The organism is Escherichia sp. E1V33, assembly GCF_004211955.1.
GTDB lineage: Bacteria > Pseudomonadota > Gammaproteobacteria > Enterobacterales > Enterobacteriaceae > Escherichia.
Genome location: NZ_RHJI01000010.1, coordinates 495,226 through 516,668, shown reverse-complemented (window position 1 = coordinate 516,668; position 21,443 = coordinate 495,226). Strand labels below are relative to the sequence as shown.

The 21,443-nt window shown below is 53.7% G+C and carries 23 protein-coding genes and 1 tRNA gene; 18 read left to right on the top strand and 6 right to left on the bottom strand.

Annotation, left to right across the window (positions count from 1 at the left end; genetic code table 11):
* Window positions 1-67: 67 nt before the first annotated feature.
* Together yojI and mqo are read left to right on the top strand one after the other, a co-directional pair.
* A complete protein-coding gene (gene yojI, locus D9742_RS10615; protein ID WP_130236877.1) occupies window positions 68-1,711 on the top strand; it encodes a microcin J25 efflux ABC transporter YojI in 1,644 nt (547 codons plus the stop codon).
* Between the two features lie 217 nt (window positions 1,712-1,928).
* Entirely contained in the window at window positions 1,929-3,575 is a 1,647-nt protein-coding gene (gene mqo, locus D9742_RS10610) for a malate dehydrogenase (quinone) (protein ID WP_130236876.1), read from the top strand.
* 376 nt (window positions 3,576-3,951) lie between these two features.
* Here mqo and eco read toward each other — a convergent pair whose 3' ends face one another.
* Window positions 3,952-4,440: a serine protease inhibitor ecotin gene (gene eco / locus D9742_RS10605; protein ID WP_130236875.1), complete on the bottom strand. Its 489-nt coding sequence runs from the start codon at window positions 4,438-4,440 to the stop codon at window positions 3,952-3,954.
* 132 nt (window positions 4,441-4,572) lie between these two features.
* Entirely contained in the window at window positions 4,573-4,737 is a 165-nt protein-coding gene (locus tag D9742_RS23665) for a hypothetical protein (RefSeq protein WP_276319676.1), read from the bottom strand.
* A gap of 108 nt (window positions 4,738-4,845) precedes the next feature.
* Between D9742_RS23665 and napF the strand changes: the two genes are divergently transcribed.
* The 15 genes from napF to ccmH are packed head-to-tail and all read left to right on the top strand — an operon-like array spanning window position 4,846 to window position 16,985.
* Window positions 4,846-5,340 carry a ferredoxin-type protein NapF gene (napF, locus tag D9742_RS10600; RefSeq protein WP_000686723.1) on the top strand — a complete coding sequence of 165 codons (495 nt, stop codon included), beginning with the start codon at window positions 4,846-4,848 and terminating at the stop codon, window positions 5,338-5,340.
* Window positions 5,330-5,593 carry a chaperone NapD gene (napD, locus tag D9742_RS10595; RefSeq protein WP_000557378.1) on the top strand — a complete coding sequence of 88 codons (264 nt, stop codon included), beginning with the start codon at window positions 5,330-5,332 and terminating at the stop codon, window positions 5,591-5,593. Before napF ends, napD begins: the two co-directional genes overlap by 11 nt.
* Window positions 5,590-8,076 carry a periplasmic nitrate reductase subunit alpha gene (gene napA, locus D9742_RS10590; RefSeq protein WP_000778067.1) on the top strand — a complete coding sequence of 829 codons (2,487 nt, stop codon included), beginning with the start codon at window positions 5,590-5,592 and terminating at the stop codon, window positions 8,074-8,076. Before napD ends, napA begins: the two co-directional genes overlap by 4 nt.
* Window positions 8,077-8,082: 6 nt before the next feature.
* Window positions 8,083-8,778, top strand: a complete 696-nt coding sequence (gene napG, locus D9742_RS10585) for a ferredoxin-type protein NapG (RefSeq protein WP_000091291.1) — start codon at window positions 8,083-8,085, stop codon at window positions 8,776-8,778.
* Window positions 8,765-9,628: a quinol dehydrogenase ferredoxin subunit NapH gene (napH, locus tag D9742_RS10580; RefSeq protein WP_130236874.1), complete on the top strand. Its 864-nt coding sequence runs from the start codon at window positions 8,765-8,767 to the stop codon at window positions 9,626-9,628. Before napG ends, napH begins: the two co-directional genes overlap by 14 nt.
* The gene (gene napB, locus D9742_RS10575; RefSeq protein WP_000835174.1) at window positions 9,625-10,074 is read left to right on the top strand and encodes a nitrate reductase cytochrome c-type subunit; all 450 of its coding nucleotides are present in this window, start codon (window positions 9,625-9,627) and stop codon (window positions 10,072-10,074) included. The genes napH and napB overlap by 4 nt, the downstream gene beginning before the upstream one ends.
* Before the next feature lie 9 nt (window positions 10,075-10,083).
* Window positions 10,084-10,686, top strand: coding sequence for a cytochrome c-type protein NapC (napC, locus tag D9742_RS10570; protein ID WP_000528376.1), 603 nt, complete (start codon window positions 10,084-10,086; stop codon window positions 10,684-10,686).
* Window positions 10,687-10,698: 12 nt separating this feature from the next.
* On the top strand, window positions 10,699-11,322 hold the full coding sequence (ccmA, locus tag D9742_RS10565) for a cytochrome c biogenesis heme-transporting ATPase CcmA (protein WP_000525609.1): 624 nt from the start codon (window positions 10,699-10,701) through the stop codon (window positions 11,320-11,322).
* Window positions 11,319-11,981 carry a heme exporter protein CcmB gene (ccmB, locus tag D9742_RS10560; RefSeq protein WP_024044128.1) on the top strand — a complete coding sequence of 221 codons (663 nt, stop codon included), beginning with the start codon at window positions 11,319-11,321 and terminating at the stop codon, window positions 11,979-11,981. The genes ccmA and ccmB overlap by 4 nt, the downstream gene beginning before the upstream one ends.
* Window positions 11,982-12,022: 41 nt before the next feature.
* A complete protein-coding gene (gene ccmC / locus D9742_RS10555; RefSeq protein WP_001295447.1) occupies window positions 12,023-12,760 on the top strand; it encodes a heme exporter protein CcmC in 738 nt (245 codons plus the stop codon).
* Window positions 12,757-12,966: a heme exporter protein CcmD gene (gene ccmD / locus D9742_RS10550; protein ID WP_000186540.1), complete on the top strand. Its 210-nt coding sequence runs from the start codon at window positions 12,757-12,759 to the stop codon at window positions 12,964-12,966. The genes ccmC and ccmD overlap by 4 nt, the downstream gene beginning before the upstream one ends.
* On the top strand, window positions 12,963-13,442 hold the full coding sequence (gene ccmE, locus D9742_RS10545) for a cytochrome c maturation protein CcmE (RefSeq protein WP_001026418.1): 480 nt from the start codon (window positions 12,963-12,965) through the stop codon (window positions 13,440-13,442). Before ccmD ends, ccmE begins: the two co-directional genes overlap by 4 nt.
* Window positions 13,439-15,382: a cytochrome c-type biogenesis heme lyase CcmF gene (ccmF, locus tag D9742_RS10540; protein WP_130236873.1), complete on the top strand. Its 1,944-nt coding sequence runs from the start codon at window positions 13,439-13,441 to the stop codon at window positions 15,380-15,382. Before ccmE ends, ccmF begins: the two co-directional genes overlap by 4 nt.
* Window positions 15,379-15,936: a thiol:disulfide interchange protein DsbE gene (gene dsbE, locus D9742_RS10535; protein WP_000824439.1), complete on the top strand. Its 558-nt coding sequence runs from the start codon at window positions 15,379-15,381 to the stop codon at window positions 15,934-15,936. Before ccmF ends, dsbE begins: the two co-directional genes overlap by 4 nt.
* Complete coding sequence (gene ccmH, locus D9742_RS10530; protein ID WP_130236872.1) at window positions 15,933-16,985, top strand: cytochrome c-type biogenesis thiol:disulfide oxidoreductase CcmH; 1,053 nt, start codon at window positions 15,933-15,935, stop codon at window positions 16,983-16,985. Before dsbE ends, ccmH begins: the two co-directional genes overlap by 4 nt.
* 210 nt (window positions 16,986-17,195) lie before the next feature.
* Here ccmH and narP read toward each other — a convergent pair whose 3' ends face one another.
* From narP to D9742_RS10510, 4 genes are all read right to left on the bottom strand, one after another.
* Window positions 17,196-17,843 (bottom strand): nitrate/nitrite response regulator protein NarP, encoded by a 648-nt coding sequence (gene narP / locus D9742_RS10525; RefSeq protein ID WP_064526779.1) that lies wholly within the window; start codon window positions 17,841-17,843, stop codon window positions 17,196-17,198.
* Window positions 17,844-18,026: 183 nt separating this feature from the next.
* Window positions 18,027-18,103, bottom strand: a tRNA-Pro gene (locus tag D9742_RS10520).
* 74 nt (window positions 18,104-18,177) lie between these two features.
* A complete protein-coding gene (gene yejM, locus D9742_RS10515) occupies window positions 18,178-19,938 on the bottom strand; it encodes an LPS biosynthesis-modulating metalloenzyme YejM (RefSeq protein ID WP_130236871.1) in 1,761 nt (586 codons plus the stop codon).
* A gap of 19 nt (window positions 19,939-19,957) precedes the next feature.
* Window positions 19,958-20,185 carry a YejL family protein gene (locus D9742_RS10510; RefSeq protein ID WP_001135667.1) on the bottom strand — a complete coding sequence of 76 codons (228 nt, stop codon included), beginning with the start codon at window positions 20,183-20,185 and terminating at the stop codon, window positions 19,958-19,960.
* 181 nt (window positions 20,186-20,366) lie between these two features.
* Between D9742_RS10510 and yejK the strand changes: the two genes are divergently transcribed.
* Window positions 20,367-21,374, top strand: a complete 1,008-nt coding sequence (yejK, locus tag D9742_RS10505; protein ID WP_000050789.1) for a nucleoid-associated protein YejK — start codon at window positions 20,367-20,369, stop codon at window positions 21,372-21,374.
* Window positions 21,375-21,443 lie beyond the last annotated feature (69 nt).

The window sequence follows — 21,443 nt, the reverse complement described above, 5'->3', positions numbered from 1 at the left end:
ATTATTATTGCTGTGCGCGCGGAGATGTTTAAACTGCGGGCTGTAATTCATTGTCCGGGTTTTCTGCATGGAACTTCTTGTACTTGTCTGGCGGCAGTATCGCTGGCCATTTATCAGTGTGATGGCGCTAAGCCTCGCCAGTGCGGCATTAGGCATTGGCTTAATTGCTTTTATCAATCAGCGCCTTATTGAAACGGCGGATACCAGTCTGCTGGTGTTGCCGGAGTTTCTGGGTTTATTGCTGCTGTTAATGGCGGTCACACTGGGATCGCAACTGGCACTTACTACGCTGGGGCATCGCTTTGTTTACCGACTGCGTAGCGAATTTATTAAGCGGATTCTGGATACTCACGTCGAGCGTATCGAACAACTCGGTAGCGCCTCGTTGCTGGCGGGGTTAACCAGCGATGTGCGCAATATCACTATTGCGTTTGTTCGTCTGCCGGAACTGGTGCAGGGGATCATTCTCACAATCGGCTCAGCGGCGTATCTGTGGATGTTGTCCGGCAAAATGTTGCTGGTAACGGCTATCTGGATGGCGATCACCATCTGGGGCGGTTTTGTGCTGGTGGCGCGGGTGTACAAACATATGGCGACCCTGCGTGAAACCGAAGACAAGCTGTACACGGATTTTCAAACCGTGCTGGAAGGGCGCAAAGAGCTGACGCTTAATCGCGAGCGCGCCGAGTACGTGTTTAACAATCTCTACATCCCTGATGCGCAAGAGTATCGCCATCATATTATCCGCGCAGACACCTTCCATCTTAGTGCCGTGAACTGGTCGAACATTATGATGCTGGGCGCTATCGGCCTGGTGTTCTGGATGGCAAACAGTCTCGGTTGGGCTGATACCAACGTTGCCGCGACCTATTCGCTGACGTTGTTGTTCTTGCGTACGCCGCTGCTTTCGGCGGTTGGTGCGTTGCCGACGCTACTGACTGCGCAGGTGGCGTTTAACAAGTTAAACAAATTCGCGCTCGCACCTTTCAAAGCGGAGTTTCCGCGCCCGCAGGCGTTTCCCAACTGGCAAACGCTGGAGCTGCGTAATGTTACGTTTGCTTATCAGGATAACGCGTTTTCCGTTGGGCCGATTAACCTCACCATTAAACGTGGCGAACTGCTGTTTCTGATAGGTGGCAATGGTAGCGGCAAATCGACGCTGGCGATGTTGCTGACAGGTTTATATCAGCCGCAAAGTGGCAAAATTTTGCTGGATGGTAACCCCATCAGCGGCGAAAAACCGGAAGATTATCGCAAACTGTTTTCGGCAGTGTTTACCGATGTCTGGTTGTTTGATCAACTGCTGGGGCCGGAGGGGAAACCTGCTAACCCACAACTGGTTGAGAAGTGGCTGGCGCAGCTGAAAATGGGTCATAAGCTTGAGTTAAGTAACGGGCGTATTGTTAACCTGAAGTTATCGAAAGGGCAGAAAAAACGCGTGGCGCTGTTGCTGGCTTTGGCAGAAGAACGCGATATTATTCTGCTGGATGAATGGGCGGCGGATCAGGATCCACATTTCCGCCGTGAGTTTTATCAGGTGCTGCTGCCGTTGATGCAGGAAATGGGTAAAACAATTTTCGCTATCAGCCATGATGATCACTACTTCATCCACGCCGACCGTCTGCTGGAGATGCGTAATGGGCAACTTAGCGAACTGACCGGCGAAGAGCGCGACGCTGCTTCGCGTGATGCCGTTGCCCGGACGGCATAATATTTTGACGCTGACCTGGCGGGCTACTGTCGCCAGGTCAATATTCTAAAAATCCCTGCATTTCTAATAACCCTATAATTAATCAACGAAATTATAATGTTTATAAAATTAGAAGATAATTTATAAACATTATTTAAATGTTGTTACTTAAGTGTTACCGTTGATGCCGCGCAAATCTCACCTGCAATAAAGCGACTAAAAGTAAGGCATTAACAAGATGAAAAAAGTGACTGCCATGCTCTTCTCGATGGCCGTGGGGCTTAATGCCGTTTCGATGGCGGCAAAAGCGAAAGCGTCCGAGGAGCAGGAAACTGATGTACTGTTGATTGGCGGCGGCATTATGAGCGCCACGTTGGGGACCTATTTACGCGAGCTGGAACCGGAATGGTCGATGACAATGGTGGAGCGCCTGGAGGGGGTTGCGCAGGAGAGTTCGAACGGCTGGAACAACGCCGGAACCGGGCATTCTGCACTGATGGAACTGAACTACACCCCGCAAAACGCCGATGGCAGCATCAGTATTGAAAAAGCAGTCGCCATTAACGAAGCATTTCAGATTTCCCGCCAGTTCTGGGCGCACCAGGTCGAGCGCGGCGTGCTGCGTACTCCGCGTTCATTTATCAATACCGTTCCGCATATGAGCTTTGTCTGGGGCGAGGATAACGTCAATTTCCTGCGCGCCCGTTACGCGGCCTTGCAACAAAGTTCGCTGTTTCGCGGTATGCGTTACTCTGAAGATCACGCACAGATCAAAGAGTGGGCGCCGCTCGTGATGGAAGGACGCGATCCGCAGCAGAAAGTGGCAGCGACACGTACAGAAATCGGCACCGATGTAAACTATGGTGAAATCACTCGCCAGTTAATTGCTTCCTTGCAGAAGAAATCTAACTTCTCGCTGCGACTGAGTAGCGAAGTCCGCGCCCTCAAACGTAATGGCGATAACACCTGGACCGTCACCATTGCCGATCTGAAAAATGGCACTGTACAGAACATCCGTGCAAAATTTGTCTTTATCGGCGCGGGCGGTGCGGCGCTGAAACTGTTGCAAGAATCCGGTATCCCGGAAGCGAAAGACTACGCCGGTTTCCCGGTGGGCGGACAGTTCCTGGTTTCGGAAAACCCGAATGTGGTTAATCACCATCTGGCGAAGGTTTACGGTAAGGCATCCGTTGGTGCGCCGCCGATGTCAGTTCCGCATATCGATACCCGTGTGCTGGACGGCAAACGTGTGGTGCTGTTCGGGCCATTTGCCACCTTCTCAACCAAATTCCTCAAAAACGGTTCGTTGTGGGATCTGATGAGTTCCACCACCACCTCTAACGTGATGCCGATGATGCATGTCGGGCTGGATAATTTCGATCTGGTGAAATACCTGATTAGTCAGGTGATGTTGAGTGAAGAGGATCGTTTTGAAGCGCTGAAAGAGTACTATCCACAGGCGAAAAAAGAGGACTGGCGTTTGTGGCAAGCGGGGCAGCGCGTACAAATTATCAAGCGTGATGCCGACAAAGGAGGCGTACTGCGTCTGGGTACTGAAGTGGTCAGCGACCAGCAAGGGACTATTGCCGCGCTTCTGGGGGCATCACCGGGGGCGTCAACCGCCGCACCAATTATGTTGAATCTACTGGAAAAAGTGTTTGGTGATCGTGTTTCCAGCCCGCAATGGCAGGCCACGCTGAAAGCGATCGTTCCGTCTTATGGCAGCAAGTTGAACGGTGATGTGGCGGCAACAGAACGTGAATTGCAGTACACCAGCGAAGTGCTGGGGCTGAAATACGACAAGCCGCAGGCAGCAGACAGTACGCCGAAACCGCAGTTGAAACCGCAACCCGTTCAAAAAGAAGTGGCGGATATTGCGTTGTAATGATGTGCCACATCCGGCAGGGTATGCCGGATGTGGCGTAGGCCTGATAAGACGCGCCAGCGTCGCATCAGGCAACCGGCCAGGGCGTTAGATGTCGGATGCGGCGTAACCGCCTTATCCGACCTACGGGGTGGAGCACTTCACAGCGGTGTAGGCCTGATAAGACGCGTCAGCGTCGCATCAGGCAACCGGCTCGGGCGTTAGATGTCGGATGCGGCGTAACCGCCTTATCCGACCTGGCGGTTGCAGCACTTAACCGCGGTGTAGGCCTGATAAGACGCGTCAGCGTCGCATCAGGCAACCGGCTCGGACGTTGGATGTCGGATGCGGCGTAACCGCCTTATCCGACCTGGCGGTTGCAGCACTTCACAGCAGTTTAGCGAACTACCGCGTTCTCAATCTTCTCTTCCGCCTTCCAGATACGGTACTTCACATCCACATTGTCTGGCGTATACACCACGATCGGCAGCTTGCTGTTGTAACGCAGCATTCCGGTATCGCCGAGATATGCAGTGACAAACTTCTTCTCTTTTTTGCCATCCGGGCAGGCCATCATCGTCGAAACCGGGGAGCTAACTTTATCAAAGACATAATAATCATAGCCCCAGCCTTCCAGCGTTTTGCTTTCCAGTTTCCCGCCGAGACGATGCAAATTGCAGTCGACTTCCAGCGTCTGACCGATTAACAGTTCTACTTTCAGGGTAGATTCATCTTCTTGCGGGTTTAACTGAATCACCTGACGCTTCATCCCTTTTTCAGCTTGCGGATAAGGGGCGATTTTTTCCAGTGGCTGGACGCTTTCTGCCGCCCAGGCTGAAGTTGTGGCGAAAGCGGCAAACAACACTGCAGGTAGAATGGTCTTCATTTTTGCTTTCCTTCTTCATTTATAGGTTTTCACCGATGATGTCGCTGAAGGTTAACATATTCATCAGATTTATTAATTTGCTTTATGAATAATGCATAGAATATTCAGACAACTTTACCTTCTCTTTTGGAGTTATATGCTGATGGATGGGGAAGCCTGGAGGAATATCTTTGGTGAATTTATCGCTATGTAAAATTGTTTATAACCGGTTGAAATGTGAATAAAAGCCCATTTTTGCCAGCCTTCCCGCCACTCTTTTGATCCTGCTACAGGTTTTACCCCGATCGGGGTATGCATCTTTGACACATCCTTTAATATCTTAGCGCCTATAAAAATGGCTTATTAATTACGCGGTTTCTTTGGTCGCTCCAGCTTTGTGGAGCGCGTTAATGATGGAAGGTCAATGTGAAGATTGATGCATCCCGTCGGGGCATACTCACTGGTCGCTGGCGCAAAGCCAGTAACGGTATCCGTCCGCCCTGGTCCGGTGATGAATCTCATTTTCTGACCCATTGCACCCGCTGCGATGCCTGTATTAATGCTTGTGAAAACAACATTCTGCAACGCGGCGCGGGCGGCTATCCGAGCGTTAATTTCAAAAACAACGAGTGCAGCTTCTGTTACGCCTGCGCGCAGGCTTGCCCCGAATCGCTATTTTCTCCGCGCCACACCAGGGCCTGGGATTTGCAGTTCACCATTGGGGACGCGTGCCTGGCGTATCAGTCAGTTGAATGCCGCCGCTGTCAGGATAGCTGTGAACCAATGGCAATTATCTTTCGCCCGACGCTCTCCGGGATCTACCAGCCGCAACTTAATAGCCAACTTTGCAACGGATGTGGAGCATGTGCAGCCAGCTGTCCGGTATCAGCCATAACTGCGGAGTATCTCCATGCACACTAACTGGCAAGTTTGCAGCCTGGTCGTGCAGGCCAAAAGCGAACGAATTTCAGACATCAGCACCCAACTGAACGCCTTTCCCGGCTGTGAAGTTGCTGTCAGCGACGCGCCGAGCGGTCAGTTGATTGTGGTGGTGGAAGCAGAAGACAGCGAAACGCTGATCCAAACCATTGAGTCAGTACGCAACGTAGAGGGCGTGCTGGCGGTGTCGCTGGTTTATCACCAGCAGGAAGAGCAAGGTGAGGAAACACCATGAAACTCAGTCGTCGTAGCTTTATGAAAGCTAACGCCGTTGCGGCCGCTGCGGCGGCTGCCGGTCTCAGCGTGCCGGGCGTTGCCCGCGCCGTTGTTGGTCAGCAGGAAGCCATTAAATGGGATAAAGCGCCGTGCCGTTTCTGCGGTACTGGTTGCGGCGTTCTGGTCGGAACGCAGCAGGGGCGTGTGGTAGCCTGTCAGGGCGACCCGGACGCACCGGTTAACCGTGGTCTGAACTGCATTAAGGGCTATTTCCTGCCCAAAATCATGTACGGTAAAGACCGTTTGACGCAGCCGCTGCTGCGTATGAAAAACGGTAAATATGACAAAGAAGGCGAGTTCACCCCAATCACCTGGGATCAAGCCTTTGATGTGATGGAAGAGAAATTCAAAACCGCCCTGAAAGAAAAAGGGCCGGAGTCGATCGGTATGTTCGGTTCTGGTCAGTGGACTATCTGGGAAGGTTATGCCGCCTCCAAGCTGTTCAAAGCGGGCTTCCGTTCGAACAACATCGACCCGAACGCGCGTCACTGTATGGCGTCGGCAGTAGTTGGCTTTATGCGTACCTTTGGTATGGATGAGCCGATGGGCTGCTATGACGACATCGAGCAGGCTGACGCGTTTGTGCTGTGGGGCGCAAACATGGCGGAGATGCACCCGATCCTCTGGTCGCGCATCACCAACCGTCGTCTCTCTAACCAGAACGTCACTGTGGCGGTGCTTTCAACCTACCAGCATCGTAGCTTCGAGCTGGCGGATAACGGCATCATCTTTACGCCGCAATCTGACCTGGTGATCCTGAACTACATCGCCAACTATATCATTCAAAACAATGCGATAAATCAGGACTTCTTCAGCAAGCACGTTAACCTGCGCAAAGGGGCGACGGACATCGGCTACGGTTTACGTCCGACCCATCCGCTGGAAAAAGCAGCGAAGAATCCGGGTTCTGACGCCTCCGAACCGATGAGCTTTGAAGATTACAAAGCCTTCGTTGCCGAGTATACGCTGGAAAAAACCGCCGAAATGACTGGCGTACCAAAAGATCAGCTGGAACAACTGGCGCAGCTGTATGCCGATCCGAACAAGAAAGTCATCTCCTACTGGACGATGGGCTTCAACCAGCATACTCGTGGCGTGTGGGCCAACAACCTGGTCTACAACCTGCACCTGCTGACCGGCAAAATTTCCCAGCCGGGTTGCGGTCCGTTCTCCCTGACCGGGCAGCCTTCCGCGTGTGGTACTGCGCGTGAAGTGGGCACCTTTGCTCACCGTCTGCCTGCGGACATGGTGGTGACCAACGAGAAACATCGTGATATCTGCGAGAAGAAGTGGAATATCCCGAGCGGTACCATTCCGGCAAAAATCGGTCTGCACGCGGTGGCACAAGACCGTGCGCTGAAAGACGGCAAGCTGAATGTTTACTGGACCATGTGTACCAACAACATGCAGGCCGGGCCGAACATTAATGAAGAGCGTATGCCGGGCTGGCGCGATCCGCGCAACTTCATCATTGTCTCCGATCCGTATCCGACAGTCAGTGCGCTGGCCGCCGACTTGATCCTGCCGACCGCAATGTGGGTAGAGAAAGAGGGCGCTTACGGTAACGCCGAACGCCGTACTCAGTTCTGGCGTCAGCAGGTACAGGCACCGGGCGAAGCGAAATCGGATCTCTGGCAGTTAGTCCAGTTCTCCCGCCGCTTCAAAACCGAAGAAGTATGGCCGGAAGAGCTGCTGGCGAAGAAACCGGAACTGCGTGGCAAAACGCTGTACGAAGTTCTGTATGCCACCCCCGAAGTGAGCAAATTCCCGGTATCCGAACTGGCGGAAGATCAGCTGAACGATGAATCCCGCGAGCTGGGCTTCTATCTGCAAAAAGGGCTGTTCGAAGAGTACGCATGGTTTGGTCGCGGTCACGGTCACGATCTCGCGCCGTTCGATGACTACCACAAAGCGCGCGGTCTGCGCTGGCCGGTGGTGAACGGTAAAGAAACGCAGTGGCGTTACAGCGAAGGTAACGACCCGTACGTGAAAGCGGGCGAAGGCTATAAGTTCTACGGTAAACCGGATGGTAAAGCGGTGATCTTCGCGCTGCCGTTCGAACCGGCGGCGGAAGCACCGGATGAAGAGTACGACCTGTGGCTCTCTACCGGACGCGTCCTGGAGCACTGGCACACCGGCAGTATGACTCGCCGTGTGCCGGAACTGCACCGCGCCTTCCCGGAAGCGGTCCTGTTTATTCACCCGCTGGATGCGAAAGCGCGCGATCTGCGCCGTGGCGACAAAGTGAAAGTGGTTTCTCGCCGTGGCGAAGTCATCTCGATTGTTGAAACGCGCGGTCGTAACCGTCCGCCACAGGGCCTGGTGTACATGCCGTTCTTCGACGCCGCACAGCTGGTTAACAAACTGACGCTGGATGCGACCGATCCGCTCTCGAAAGAGACGGACTTCAAGAAGTGCGCGGTCAAACTGGAGAAGGTGTAAGCCATTATGTCCCGGTCAGCGAAACCTCAAAATGGTCGCCGCCGCTTTCTGCGCGATGTCGTTCGCACAGCAGGCGGGCTGGCTGCCGTGGGTGTGGCGCTGGGGTTACAACAGCAAACCGCACGCGCATCTGGCGTGCGGTTGCGCCCGCCCGGAGCCATAAACGAGAACGCCTTTGCCAGTGCCTGTGTGCGTTGCGGTCAGTGTGTTCAGGCTTGCCCTTACGACACCTTAAAACTGGCGACGCTGGCCTCTGGTCTGTCGGCGGGCACGCCATATTTTGTCGCACGGGATATTCCTTGCGAAATGTGTGAGGACATTCCGTGCGCCAAAGTGTGCCCGAGCGGTGCGCTGGATCGTGAGATCGAATCGATCGACGACGCGCGGATGGGGCTGGCGGTACTGGTGGACCAGGAAAACTGTCTCAACTTTCAGGGGCTGCGCTGCGATGTTTGTTATCGCGAATGCCCGAAAATTGATGAGGCCATCACCCTGGAGCTGGAGCGCAACACGCGTACCGGTAAACACGCCCGCTTTCTGCCGACGGTTCACAGCGACGCCTGTACCGGTTGCGGTAAGTGCGAAAAAGTATGCGTGCTGGAACAACCGGCAATCAAAGTGTTACCGCTGTCACTGGCGAAAGGGGAGTTAGGTCACCATTACCGCTTCGGCTGGCTGGAGGGGAACAATGGCAAATCGTAAACGTGACGCCGGGCGTGAGGCACTGGCGAAGAAAGGCTGGTGGCGTAGTCACCGTTGGCTGGTGTTGCGTCGCCTTTGTCAGTTCTTCGTGCTGGGAATGTTTTTGAGCGGCCCGTGGTTTGGTGTGTGGATCTTGCACGGCAACTACAGCAGTAGCTTGTTGTTCGACACCGTTCCGCTGACCGATCCGTTAATGACGCTGCAAAGCCTTGCCAGCGGTCATCTGCCGGCCTCGGTGGCGCTGACTGGTGCGGTGATTATCACCGTGCTCTACGCCCTGGCAGGAAAGCGATTATTTTGCAGCTGGGTCTGCCCGCTGAATCCGATTACCGATTTAGCAAACTGGTTACGCAGACGATTTGACCTTAATCAGTCTGCGACGATCCCTCGCCACATTCGCTACGTGCTGTTGGTGGTCATTCTGCTGGGATCGGCCTTAACTGGCACGCTCATCTGGGAATGGATCAACCCCGTTTCCCTGATGGGGCGCAGCCTGGTAATGGGCTTCGGCAGCGGCGCGCTGCTTATTCTCGCGCTGTTTTTATTTGATCTACTGGTCGTGGAACACGGCTGGTGCGGCCATATTTGTCCGGTCGGCGCGCTGTATGGCGTGCTGGGTAGCAAAGGTGTGATTACCGTTGCGGCCAGCGATCGGCAGAAATGTAACCGCTGTATGGATTGTTTTCATGTTTGCCCGGAACCGCATGTACTACGTGCCCCGGTGCTGGATGAACAAAGCCCGGTGCAGGTCACCAGCCGCGATTGCATGACGTGCGGTCGCTGCGTGGATGTCTGTTCTGAGGATGTATTTACAATAACTACACGATGGAGTTCGGGAGCGAAATCATGAAAAGCCATGACCTGAAGAAAGCGCTGTGTCAATGGACGGCGATGCTGGCCCTGGTGGTAAGCGGCGCGGTTTGGGCGGCTAATGGCGTCGATTTTAGCCAGTCGCCGGAAGTATCCGGGACGCAGGAAGGGGCCATTCGGATGCCAAAAGAGCAGGATCGGATGCCGCTGAACTATGTGAATCAGCCGCCAATGATCCCGCATAGCGTTGAAGGTTATCAGGTAACGACCAATACCAACCGCTGCTTGCAGTGCCACGGTGTCGAAAGCTATCGCACCACTGGCGCGCCGCGTATCAGTCCTACTCACTTTATGGACAGCGACGGCAAAGTGGGCGCGGAAGTGGCTCCGCGTCGTTATTTCTGTCTGCAATGTCACGTACCGCAGGCCGATACCGCGCCAATCGTGGGGAATACCTTTACCCCATCAAAAGGTTACGGGAAATAAGAGGTTATTATGGGAAATTCTGACCGTAAGCCTGGTCTGATTAAGCGCCTGTGGAAATGGTGGCGTACCCCCAGCCGTCTGGCGCTGGGGACGCTGCTGTTGATCGGTTTTGTCGGCGGCATCGTCTTCTGGGGCGGCTTTAACACCGGGATGGAAAAAGCCAATACCGAAGAGTTCTGCATTAGCTGCCACGAAATGCGTAACACGGTGTATCAGGAATACATGGATTCCGTGCACTACAACAACCGTAGCGGCGTCCGTGCGACCTGTCCGGATTGTCACGTTCCGCACGAGTTTGTGCCGAAGATGATACGCAAGCTCAAAGCAAGTAAAGAGCTGTATGGTAAAATTTTTGGCGTTATTGACACGCCGCAGAAATTTGAAGCTCATCGCCTGACGATGGCACAGAATGAGTGGCGGCGCATGAAGGACAATAACTCGCAGGAGTGCCGTAACTGTCACAACTTCGAGTATATGGATACAACCGCCCAGAAATCGGTTGCCGCGAAGATGCATGACCAGGCAGTGAAAGATGGGCAAACCTGTATTGATTGCCATAAAGGGATAGCGCACAAGCTGCCCGATATGCGTGAAGTCGAGCCAGGTTTTTAACAGGGTTATTGCTTGGGTATGCTTGAAGTCAGAGAGTTACTTTGTGAGCGGGATGAACGAACCTTATTTAGTGGCTTGTCATTTACGCTGAACGCAGGAGAGTGGGTACAAATCACCGGTAGCAACGGCGCGGGGAAGACAACGCTTCTCCGTTTGCTGACGGGGTTGTCTCGCCCTGACGCAGGCGAGGTTCTCTGGCAAGGGCAGCCCTTGCATCAGGTACGCGACAGCTACCATCAAAACCTGTTATGGATAGGCCATCAGCCGGGGATCAAAACCCGGCTGACGGCGTTAGAAAATCTGCACTTTTATCATCGCGATGGCGATACCGCACAATGTCTGGAAGCCCTGGCGCAGGCCGGGCTTGCCGGATTCGAAGATATTCCGGTAAATCAACTTTCTGCCGGGCAACAACGCCGCGTCGCTTTAGCGCGTCTGTGGCTGACCCGTGCCACGTTATGGATCCTCGACGAGCCTTTTACCGCGATTGACGTTAACGGCGTCGATCGTCTGACCCAGCGTATGGCGCAGCATACGGAGCAGGGGGGGATTGTGATTCTGACTACCCACCAGCCGCTCAACGTTGCTGAAAGTAAAATTCGCCGCATTTCACTGACGCAAACGAGGGCCGCATGATGTTCTGGCGCATTTTCCGTCTTGAGCTGCGCGTGGCGTTTCGCCATAGCGCCGAAATCGCCAACCCGCTGTGGTTCTTCCTGATTGTTATTACCCTTTTTCCACTCAGTATCGGTCCGGAGCCGCAACTGCTGGCGCGTATTGCGCCGGGCATTATCTGGGTTGCTGCGCTGCTTTCATCCTTGCTGGCACTGGAGCGACTGTTCCGTGACGATTTGCAGGACGGCAGTCTTGAACAATTGATGTTGTTGCCGTTACCCTTGCCCGCCGTTGTGCTGGCGAAGGTGATGGCGCACTGGATGGTAACCGGTCTGCCGTTACTCATCCTTTCGCCCCTGGTAGCAATGCTACTGGGAATGGATATTTATGGCTGGCAAGTGATGGCGTTAACGCTACTGCTGGGAACGCCTACGCTTGGCTTTCTCGGTGCACCGGGCGTGGCGCTGACAGTGGGGCTTAAGCGCGGTGGTGTGCTGCTCAGCATACTGGTGTTACCGCTGACTATCCCATTACTCATCTTTGCCACCGCCGCGATGGACGCGGCTTCTATGCATTTGCCCGTTGACGGGTATCTGGCAATTTTAGGCGCGTTGCTGGCAGGCACCGCGACATTAAGTCCTTTTGCGACGGCGGCAGCGTTACGAATCAGCATTCAATAACGCTGGATTACTGATTTTTGTTCGAGTCTGGTATCGAAACTATGTGGAAAACACTGCATCAACTGGCGATCCCACCACGGCTGTATCAAATCTGTGGCTGGTTTATACCGTGGCTGGCAATTGCCAGTGTGGTCGTGCTTACCGTTGGCTGGATCTGGGGATTCGGCTTTGCTCCGGCTGATTATCAGCAGGGAAATAGCTACCGCATTATCTACTTGCATGTACCTGCGGCGATCTGGTCGATGGGCATTTATGCATCAATGGCGGTGGCAGCGTTTATTGGCCTTGTCTGGCAGATGAAAATGGCCAACCTGGCGGTGGCGGCGATGGCCCCCATTGGTGCCGTGTTTACCTTTATTGCCCTGGTTACCGGCTCTGCATGGGGAAAACCGATGTGGGGCACCTGGTGGGTATGGGATGCACGCCTGACTTCTGAACTGGTGCTGCTGTTTCTGTATGTGGGTGTGATTGCCCTGTGGCACGCCTTCGACGACCGCCGTCTGGCGGGCCGTGCGGCAGGTATCCTGGTGCTGATTGGCGTGGTGAATCTGCCGATTATTCATTACTCCGTGGAGTGGTGGAACACCCTGCATCAGGGATCAACGCGGATGCAGCAAAGTATCGATCCGGCGATGCGTTCGCCGCTGCGCTGGTCGATTTTTGGCTTCCTGCTCCTGTCTGCCACGCTGACGCTGATGCGGATGCGTAATTTGATTTTGCTGATGGAAAAACGCCGTCCGTGGGTGAGTGAACTGATACTGAAAAGAGGCCGTAAATGACCCCTGCATTTGCTTCCTGGAATGAATTTTTCGCAATGGGCGGTTACGCCTTTTTTGTCTGGCTGGCGGTGGTGATGACCGTTATTCCGCTGGTGGTTTTGGTCGTGCACTCGGTGATGCAACATCGCGCAATTCTGCGTGGCGTGGCGCAACAGCGGGCGCGTGAGGCGCGTTTACGTGCTGCGCAACAGCAGGAGGCTGCATGAATATTCGCCGTAAAAACCGCTTGTGGATTGCCTGTGCCGTGTTGGCAGGGCTGGCGCTGACTATCGGTCTGGTGCTATATGCGCTGCGCTCGAATATCGATCTCTTTTATACGCCGGGGGAAATTCTCTACGGCAAGCGTGAAACTCAGCAAATGCCGGAAGTCGGTCAGCGTCTGCGCGTTGGCGGGATGGTGATGCCGGGTAGTGTGCAGCGCGATCCCAATTCGCTGAAAGTGACCTTCACCATTTACGACGCTGAAGGCTCAGTGGATGTCTCTTACGAAGGCATTTTGCCGGATCTGTTCCGTGAAGGGCAGGGCGTTGTGGTGCAGGGCGAGCTGGAAAAAGGCAATCATATCCTCGCAAAAGAAGTGCTGGCGAAACACGACGAAAACTACACGCCGCCTGAAGTTGAGAAAGCGATGGAAGCTAACCACCGTCGCCCGGCGAGTGTTTATAAGGACCCAGCATCATGATGCCGGAAATTGGAAACGGGCTGCTGTGCCTGGCGTTAGGGATTGCGCTGCTGCTGTCCGTGTATCCGCTATGGGGCGTGGCGCGCGGAGATGCGCGCATGATGGCGTCTTCCCGCTTGTTTGCCTGGCTGCTGTTTATGTCTGTGGCTGGCGCGTTTCTGGTGCTGGTCAACGCTTTCGTGGTCAACGACTTTACCGTCACCTATGTTGCCAGCAACTCCAATACCCAGCTTCCGGTGTGGTATCGCGTGGCGGCTACCTGGGGCGCGCATGAAGGCTCGCTACTGCTGTGGGTGCTGCTGATGAGCGGCTGGACCTTTGCGGTGGCGATTTTTAGTCAGCGTATTCCGCTGGATATTGTGGCCCGCGTACTGGCGATAATGGGGATGGTCAGCGTCGGCTTTTTGCTGTTCATTCTCTTTACCTCTAACCCATTCTCACGCACGCTGCCGAACTTCCCGATTGAAGGGCGCGATCTTAACCCGTTGTTACAGGATCCGGGGCTGATCTTCCATCCGCCTCTGCTTTATATGGGGTACGTGGGTTTCTCGGTGGCGTTTGCTTTTGCCATTGCTTCTTTGCTGAGCGGGCGTCTGGACAGCACTTATGCGCGTTTTACTCGCCCGTGGACGCTGGCGGCGTGGATTTTCCTGACGCTCGGCATTGTGCTCGGTTCCGCATGGGCCTATTACGAACTCGGCTGGGGTGGCTGGTGGTTCTGGGATCCGGTAGAAAACGCCTCGTTTATGCCGTGGCTGGTGGGGACTGCGTTGATGCACTCGCTGGCGGCGACTGAACAGCGTGCCAGCTTCAAAGCGTGGACATTACTGCTGGCAATCAGTGCCTTCTCGTTGTGTCTGCTGGGGACTTTCCTGGTGCGTTCCGGCGTGCTGGTATCGGTACACGCGTTTGCGTCTGATCCGGCGCGCGGCATGTTTATCCTCGCCTTTATGGTATTGGTGATTGGCGGTTCGCTGCTGCTGTTTGCCGCGCGTGGACACAAAGTTCGCTCACGCGTAAACAATGCGCTGTGGTCGCGGGAATCTTTGCTGTTAGCGAACAACGTTTTGCTGGTCGCCGCGATGCTGGTGGTGTTGCTGGGGACGCTGCTGCCGCTGGTGCACAAGCAACTGGGACTGGGCAGCATTTCGATTGGCGAACCGTTCTTCAACACCATGTTTACCTGGCTGATGGTGCCGTTTGCACTACTGCTTGGTGTCGGTCCTCTGGTGCGCTGGGGACGCGATCGACCGCGTAAAATCCGCAATTTATTGATTTTCGCCTTTATCTCTACGCTGGTGCTGTCGCTGCTGTTGCCGTGGCTGTTCGAAAGCAAAGTGGTGGCGATGACGGTGCTCGGCCTGGCAATGGCCTGCTGGATTGCGGTGCTGGCAATTGCAGAAGCGGCGCTGCGTATTTCACGCGGCACGAAAACCACCTTCAGTTATTGGGGGATGGTGGCGGCTCACCTGGGGCTGGCAGTGACAATTGTTGGTATTGCTTTCAGTCAGAACTACAGCGTTGAGCGTGATGTGCGCATGAAGTCCGGCGATAGCGTCGATATTCATGAATATCGCTTCACCTTCCGTGATGTTAAAGAGGTGACTGGTCCGAACTGGCGCGGCGGTGTGGCGACTATCGGCGTAACGCGAGATGGCAAGCCGGAAACGGTGCTGTATGCGGAAAAACGTTATTACAACACTGCCGGGTCGATGATGACCGAAGCGGCGATTGACGGCGGCATCACCCGTGACCTGTACGCCGCGCTCGGTGAAGAACTGGAAAACGGTTCCTGGGCTGTTCGTCTCTACTACAAACCTTTTGTTCGCTGGATCTGGGTGGGCGGGCTGATGATGGCGCTGGGCGGGCTGCTGTGCCTGTTTGATCCTCGCTATCGTAAGCGCGTGAACCCGCAGAAAACTGCGCCGGAGGCTGTATGAAGCGCAAAGTATTGTTAATTCCTTTGATTATCTTCCTGGCGATTGCCGCGGCGCTGCTGTGGCAGTTGGCGCGCAATGCCGAAGGGGATGATCCGACCAATCTGGAATCTGCGCTCATTGGCAAGCCGGTGCCGAAGTTTCGCCTCGAATCACTGGACAATCCGGGGCAGTTTTATCAGGCGGATGTGCTGACTCAGGGCAAACCAGTGCTGCTTAACGTCTGGGCGACCTGGTGTCCGACCTGCCGTGCGGAACATCAATATCTGAATCAGCTTTCTGCGCAGGGTATCCGCGTGGTTGGCATGAACTATAAAGACGATCGCCAGAAAGCGATTAGCTGGCTGAAAGAGCTGGGTAATCCTTATGCGTTAAGCCTGTTTGACGGTGACGGCATGTTAGGGCTGGATCTGGGTGTCTATGGCGCGCCAGAAACGTTCCTTATTGACGGCAACGGCATCATTCGCTATCGCCATGCGGGCGATCTGAATCCTCGCGTCTGGGAAGAAGAGATCAAGCCGCTGTGGGAGAAATACAGTAAGGAGGCCGCACAATGAGGTTTTTATTGGGCGTGCTGATGCTGATGATCTCCGGCTCAGCGCTGGCGACCATCGACGTGTTGCAGTTTAAAGATGAAGCACAGGAACAACAGTTCCGTCAGCTCACTGAAGAGCTGCGCTGCCCGAAATGCCAGAACAACAGCATTGCTGATTCCAACTCGATGATTGCCACCGACCTGCGCCAGAAAGTGTATGAACTGATGCAGGAAGGTAAAAGTAAGAAAGAGATTGTCGATTATATGGTGGCGCGTTACGGCAACTTCGTCACTTACGATCCGCCGTTAACGCCGCTGACCGTGCTGCTGTGGGTGCTTCCGGTAGTGGCTATTGGCATTGGCGGTTGGGTCATTTACGCCCGCTCGCGGCGGCGTGTACGGCTGGCGGTGGAGGAGTTTCCTGAACAAAGCGTGCCGGAAGGTAAGCGTGCCGGATTTGCTGTTTACCTGCCGGGTATTGTGGTGGCGTTGATTGTAGCAGGCGTCAGCTACTACCAGACCGGCAATTATCAGCAGGTGAAAATATGGCAGCAGGCCACGGCACAGGCTCCGGCGTTGCTGGACAGGGCGCTGGATCCGAAAGCCGATCCGCTCAACGAAGAAGAGATGTCGCGCCTTGCGCTGGGGATGCGTACTCAACTGCAAAAAAATCCGGGAGATATAGAAGGCTGGATTATGCTTGGCCGCATTGGCATGGCGCTGGGGAATGCCAGTATCGCGACTGATGCATACGCTACTGCATATCGCCTCGATCCGAAAAACAGTGATGCCGCACTGGGATACGCTGAAGCGTTGACACGTTCATCTGATCCCAACGACAACCGCCTGGGTGGTGAACTGCTACGTCAGTTGGTAAGAAGCGACCACAGCAATATTCGTGTGTTAAGCATGTATGCGTTTAATGCCTTTGAGCAGCAGCGATTTGGCGAAGCCGTTGCCGCGTGGGAGATGATGTTGAAACTCTTACCTGCCAACGATACTCGCCGTGCGGTGATTGAACGTAGTATTGCGCAGGCGATGCAACATTTGTCGCCGCAGGAGAGTAAATAAAAAGAGGCCCAATGGTGATGCCATCGGGCCAGACTGATGACAAAGTGCGCTTAGTTTATGCCGGATGCGGCGTGAACGCCTTATCCGGCCTACAAAATCGTGTAAATTCACTAAATTGATCGATCCGCGTAGGCCTGATAAGCGTAGCGCATCAGGCAGTTTTGCGTTTGTCATAAATCTCAGCCCGATGGTGATGCCATCGGGCTATTTTTATTGTGCCCCGCGTTGTTGCAGGAACAGAATGGTGGCCGCCACGCGTGAGCGGACATTGAGTTTACGCAGCAGATTGCGAATATGTACTTTTACTGTCTGCTCGGAAATATTCAACACCGAGGCAATCTGTTTATTTGACAGCCCCTGTGCCAGTTCGTGCAGAACATCTAATTCACGCTCCGTTAGCACGCTGAAGGGGTCTTCTTCAGCGCCAAACATTTCGCGCTCGCGTAAGTACTGACTGACGCGTTCACTAAAGACTTTGCTGCCTTTTGCTCCGGCGCGAATCGCTTCCAGCAATACTTCCGGGTCGCTATCTTTCAACAGATAACCGTCTGCGCCAGCGTCTATCAGTGCAAAGATATCGCTGGAGGCATCAGACACTGTCAGGATTATAATCTGCGCGGTAACGCCATCCCTGCGCAAGGCATTGAGGGTATCCAGACCACTCATACCTTTCATATTGAGATCCAACAAGATCACGTCGATATCCAGTCTATTTGCCAGATCGATAGCACTAGCGCCGTCGCCTGCTTCGGCGACCACTTCAAAGCCAGGGTCAAGCTCCAGTAACTGACGAACACCGCGTCGCATAAGTGGATGATCATCCACAATCAGCACCTGAAAAGGCGTTGCTTCAGGCATAGTAGTCTCCTGAGGTTTTATTAGAATCATTATGTTTGAGCGTAGCGTTGGTAACGCTACCAGGCGCGTGAATGTTACCCCATTTTATGTATGGGCATGTAGTGAAAACTGTAAGTGTGGGTAGAGGGGCATTGACGTAGATATAAAAAAACCAACCTTTGCGGTTGGTTTTCTTGGGATTTTTGGTCGGCACGAGAGGATTTGAACCTCCGACCCCCGACACCCCATGACGGTGCGCTACCAGGCTGCGCTACGTGCCGACTCGTGGCTGCTTATACTACCGTTTTCCACAACGATTGCAAGTAAGATATTTTGCTAACTGATTTATAATTAATCAGTTAGCGATAAAACGCTTCTCGTCTGTCAGCACTTGCAATAACAAACTTAACTGTGGTTTTTCGTCTTTCACTCTTTCACCACGTAAGTTGTAAGTGCGGTATTTACCGTTATTGTTCAGCACCAGCGTCATTTTCGGTGTGGTAATTGCCAGCGTATCGTTATCCGCGGCTGTTACCCAGTAATGACGGCGTTCTGGGTTGAACAAGTCCTGACCTTGTGAATATTCGCTGGCAGGCGTGCTGACGTGCAGCAGGCGTTGCATCAGCGTCGTCATCAGGTCGGTATGATCGGTCAGGGCATTAATACGCTGTGCCGGTGTACCTGGCCAGTGAATGACTAATGGCACCTGAAGATGGCCACGTGACCAGTCAAAGGTTTCTTCATCTTCGCTCAGCGGAACGCCGTGACCAGCAGTGATAATCACCACCGTGTTGTCCAGTTTCCCGGACTCACGTAACGCATTCAGGACGCGATTGATTTGGTCATCGACATTACCAGCCGCGCGGCTATATTTCCGGGTAAATGCTTGCTGGTTGCTGTCGTCAATATTGGTGCCATTGAAAGATACCCACGAGAACCAGCGGTTATCTTCTTGCGCGTAGCGGCCAAGCCAGTTGATCCACTGCGTGGCGGTCTGTTCATCGGATTGTGTATGTACGCTCGGCATAGAGAAGTCTGACAACAATGCCTGACGATAAAGCGGACTGGTAAAGCCATCTGACGAGAATAGGCCCAACTGATAGCCTTGCTGGTTGAGCGCGGTAATTAACGCCGCAGGCGTACGGGTCGACAGAATACCGTCCATATAGCTTGGCGAGATGCCATAGAACAAGCCAAAGATACCGTTGTCGGTAGTGTTGCCGGAACTCATATGACGCGTGAACGAAATATTTTGCTCAGCAAAACCTGCCAGTGAAGGCATCTGCTTCTCGTAGCGTGAGTAGTTCAGCCCATCGACAGTAATCAACAGCACATTCTGCCCGGTGCCCATATCGCGGTAGCGCAATTCGCTTAACGGATACTGTACGGAAACAGCGTCTGGATTTCCTTGCTCGATCAGACGGCGTTGATACTCCTGTGCATCAAGCAGACCATGCTTCTCAAGAAAACGTCGCGCCGTCATCGGGTACGAAAGCGGCAGGTTGGCGCGCTGCATAGTGATAGGGCGATAGAAGTTAGCATCGGCCCAGATATACACTACGTGTGAGGCGATAAAGGCGATAAATAAGAATGCAGCCAGCGGACGGGCGAAGCGCCGACGACGCGTCAGACTGCGCAATTTTTGCCAGCTCCACGTCGCAAACACCAGTTCAATCAATAAAATAACTGGCACGCTGATAAACATTAGCTGCCAGTCGCGCGCCATCTCATTTTCGTCTGGGTTGATAACCAATTGCCAGACGATGGGATTAAGATGGAGATGGAAACGAGTAAAGACTTCGCTGTCGATCAGTAACAGCGTCATTCCCACAGTGGCCAGAATGACGGACAAAAACCTCATTAGCCTCTGTGAGCCGACGATAAAGGTCAGCGGGAAGAGGATCAGCAAGTAGGTGGCGAACACCAGAAAGCTGAAGTGGCCGATAATACTTACGTAGGAATAAATACGACCCGCAAGCGTTGTCGGCCAGTCGGCGATAAACAGGTAACGGCTGCCAATGACTAGTGAGAGCAGAATGTTGAACAGTGCAAACCAGTGCCCCCAGCTGACCATCTGGGAGACTTTTTCACGGTAGCGCTGACGATGAGTTACCATAACCTGTTATCTGTTTCCCTTAGTGCGCTTTGTCTTCGTTGATTGAGGACTGCAAAGCGCGGGCAAAAGAGTTGGCAATCGCCTGGCGTTGAGCCGGGGCAATGCTGGTATTGATAAGGTTAGTGACCATGTTGCCTAACACCATCAGGGAAAGGTCGGTCGGAGCCTTATGTTTTTCCAGTACGTTGAGCAGCTCTGCGAGCAATTGTTCAACCTGTTCATCACTGTAGCGGGAAATTTGTGGCATAAATCGAAATCAGTTAGTTGATGAAAGGGCAACATATTACCGTAGCAACGGTTTTTTTTCTGCTTTTTTATGCTTTCAATCATTCTCCTTACGCAGCCTTCTGTAAAATGGCCGCCAACTTTTATTGCGTCGCTTTACCGGTGGTGGTTGAATACCGCCCGGTCTTAAAGGAGAGTTTATCATGAGTCTGGATATCAACCAGATTGCTCTGCACCAGCTTATCAAGCGTGATGAGCAGAACCTTGAGCTGGTGTTGCGCGATTCATTGCTGGAACCGACGGAAACCGTCGTTGAGATGGTGGCAGAATTACATCGGGTCTATAGCGCCAAGAACAAAGCCTACGGTTTGTTCAGTGAAGAGAGTGAACTGGCGCAGACGCTGCGCTTGCAACGTCAGGGCGAAGAGGACTTTCTGGCATTTAGCCGCGCGGCAACTGGACGCCTGCGTGACGAACTGGCGAAATATCCTTTTGCTGACGGCGGTTTCGTACTGTTTTGTCACTACCGTTATCTGGCAGTGGAATATCTGTTGGTGGCAGTACTAAGCAACCTGAGCAGTATGCGCGTAAACGAAAATCTCGATATTAACCCGACCCATTATCTCGATATCAATCATGCGGATATCGTGGCGCGTATCGATTTAACCGAGTGGGAAACCAATCCGGAATCGACCCGCTATCTGACTTTCCTGAAAGGGCGAGTCGGACGCAAAGTCGCCGATTTCTTTATGGACTTCCTCGGTGCCAGCGAGGGGTTGAACGCGAAAGCGCAAAACCGCGGTCTGTTGCAAGCGGTCGACGACTTCACCGCAGAAGCACAACTGGATAAAGCAGAGCGACAGAACGTGCGCCAGCAGGTTTATAGCTACTGTAATGAGCAGCTGCAGGCAGGCGAGGAGATCGAACTGGAGTCGCTGTCGAAAGAGTTGGCGGGCGTCAGCGAAGTGAGCTTCACGGAGTTTGCTGCTGAAAAAGGGTATGAACTGGAAGAGAGCTTCCCGGCAGACCGCAGCACGCTGCGTCAGTTGACGAAGTTTGCCGGTAGCGGCGGTGGCTTGACCATTAACTTTGATGCGATGCTGTTAGGTGAACGCATCTTCTGGGATCCGGCAACCGATACGCTGACCATTAAGGGTACGCCGCCAAACCTGCGTGATCAATTGCAGCGCCGGACGTCTGGCGGCAATTAATCGGTTTTGTGTTCTGAATGCCAGATGCGGTGTGAACGCCTTATCTGGCCTGCAAAAAATAGCAATACC

What these genes read in the sequence shown, in the direction of transcription:
- yojI (WP_130236877.1), top strand. Translation starts at nt 68, where the DNA reads ATGGAACTTCTTGTACTTGTCTGGCGGCAGTATCGCTGGCCATTTATC.
- mqo (WP_130236876.1), top strand. Translation starts at nt 1,929, where the DNA reads ATGAAAAAAGTGACTGCCATGCTCTTCTCGATGGCCGTGGGGCTTAAT.
- eco (WP_130236875.1), bottom strand. Translation starts at nt 4,440, where the DNA reads ATGAAGACCATTCTACCTGCAGTGTTGTTTGCCGCTTTCGCCACAACT.
- D9742_RS23665 (WP_276319676.1), bottom strand. Translation starts at nt 4,737, where the DNA reads ATGCATACCCCGATCGGGGTAAAACCTGTAGCAGGATCAAAAGAGTGG.
- napD (WP_000557378.1), top strand. Translation starts at nt 5,330, where the DNA reads ATGCACACTAACTGGCAAGTTTGCAGCCTGGTCGTGCAGGCCAAAAGC.
- napA (WP_000778067.1), top strand. Translation starts at nt 5,590, where the DNA reads ATGAAACTCAGTCGTCGTAGCTTTATGAAAGCTAACGCCGTTGCGGCC.
- napG (WP_000091291.1), top strand. Translation starts at nt 8,083, where the DNA reads ATGTCCCGGTCAGCGAAACCTCAAAATGGTCGCCGCCGCTTTCTGCGC.
- napH (WP_130236874.1), top strand. Translation starts at nt 8,765, where the DNA reads ATGGCAAATCGTAAACGTGACGCCGGGCGTGAGGCACTGGCGAAGAAA.
- napB (WP_000835174.1), top strand. Translation starts at nt 9,625, where the DNA reads ATGAAAAGCCATGACCTGAAGAAAGCGCTGTGTCAATGGACGGCGATG.
- napC (WP_000528376.1), top strand. Translation starts at nt 10,084, where the DNA reads ATGGGAAATTCTGACCGTAAGCCTGGTCTGATTAAGCGCCTGTGGAAA.
- ccmB (WP_024044128.1), top strand. Translation starts at nt 11,319, where the DNA reads ATGATGTTCTGGCGCATTTTCCGTCTTGAGCTGCGCGTGGCGTTTCGC.
- ccmC (WP_001295447.1), top strand. Translation starts at nt 12,023, where the DNA reads ATGTGGAAAACACTGCATCAACTGGCGATCCCACCACGGCTGTATCAA.
- ccmD (WP_000186540.1), top strand. Translation starts at nt 12,757, where the DNA reads ATGACCCCTGCATTTGCTTCCTGGAATGAATTTTTCGCAATGGGCGGT.
- ccmE (WP_001026418.1), top strand. Translation starts at nt 12,963, where the DNA reads ATGAATATTCGCCGTAAAAACCGCTTGTGGATTGCCTGTGCCGTGTTG.
- ccmF (WP_130236873.1), top strand. Translation starts at nt 13,439, where the DNA reads ATGATGCCGGAAATTGGAAACGGGCTGCTGTGCCTGGCGTTAGGGATT.
- dsbE (WP_000824439.1), top strand. Translation starts at nt 15,379, where the DNA reads ATGAAGCGCAAAGTATTGTTAATTCCTTTGATTATCTTCCTGGCGATT.
- ccmH (WP_130236872.1), top strand. Translation starts at nt 15,933, where the DNA reads ATGAGGTTTTTATTGGGCGTGCTGATGCTGATGATCTCCGGCTCAGCG.
- narP (WP_064526779.1), bottom strand. Translation starts at nt 17,843, where the DNA reads ATGCCTGAAGCAACGCCTTTTCAGGTGCTGATTGTGGATGATCATCCA.
- yejM (WP_130236871.1), bottom strand. Translation starts at nt 19,938, where the DNA reads ATGGTAACTCATCGTCAGCGCTACCGTGAAAAAGTCTCCCAGATGGTC.
- D9742_RS10510 (WP_001135667.1), bottom strand. Translation starts at nt 20,185, where the DNA reads ATGCCACAAATTTCCCGCTACAGTGATGAACAGGTTGAACAATTGCTC.
- yejK (WP_000050789.1), top strand. Translation starts at nt 20,367, where the DNA reads ATGAGTCTGGATATCAACCAGATTGCTCTGCACCAGCTTATCAAGCGT.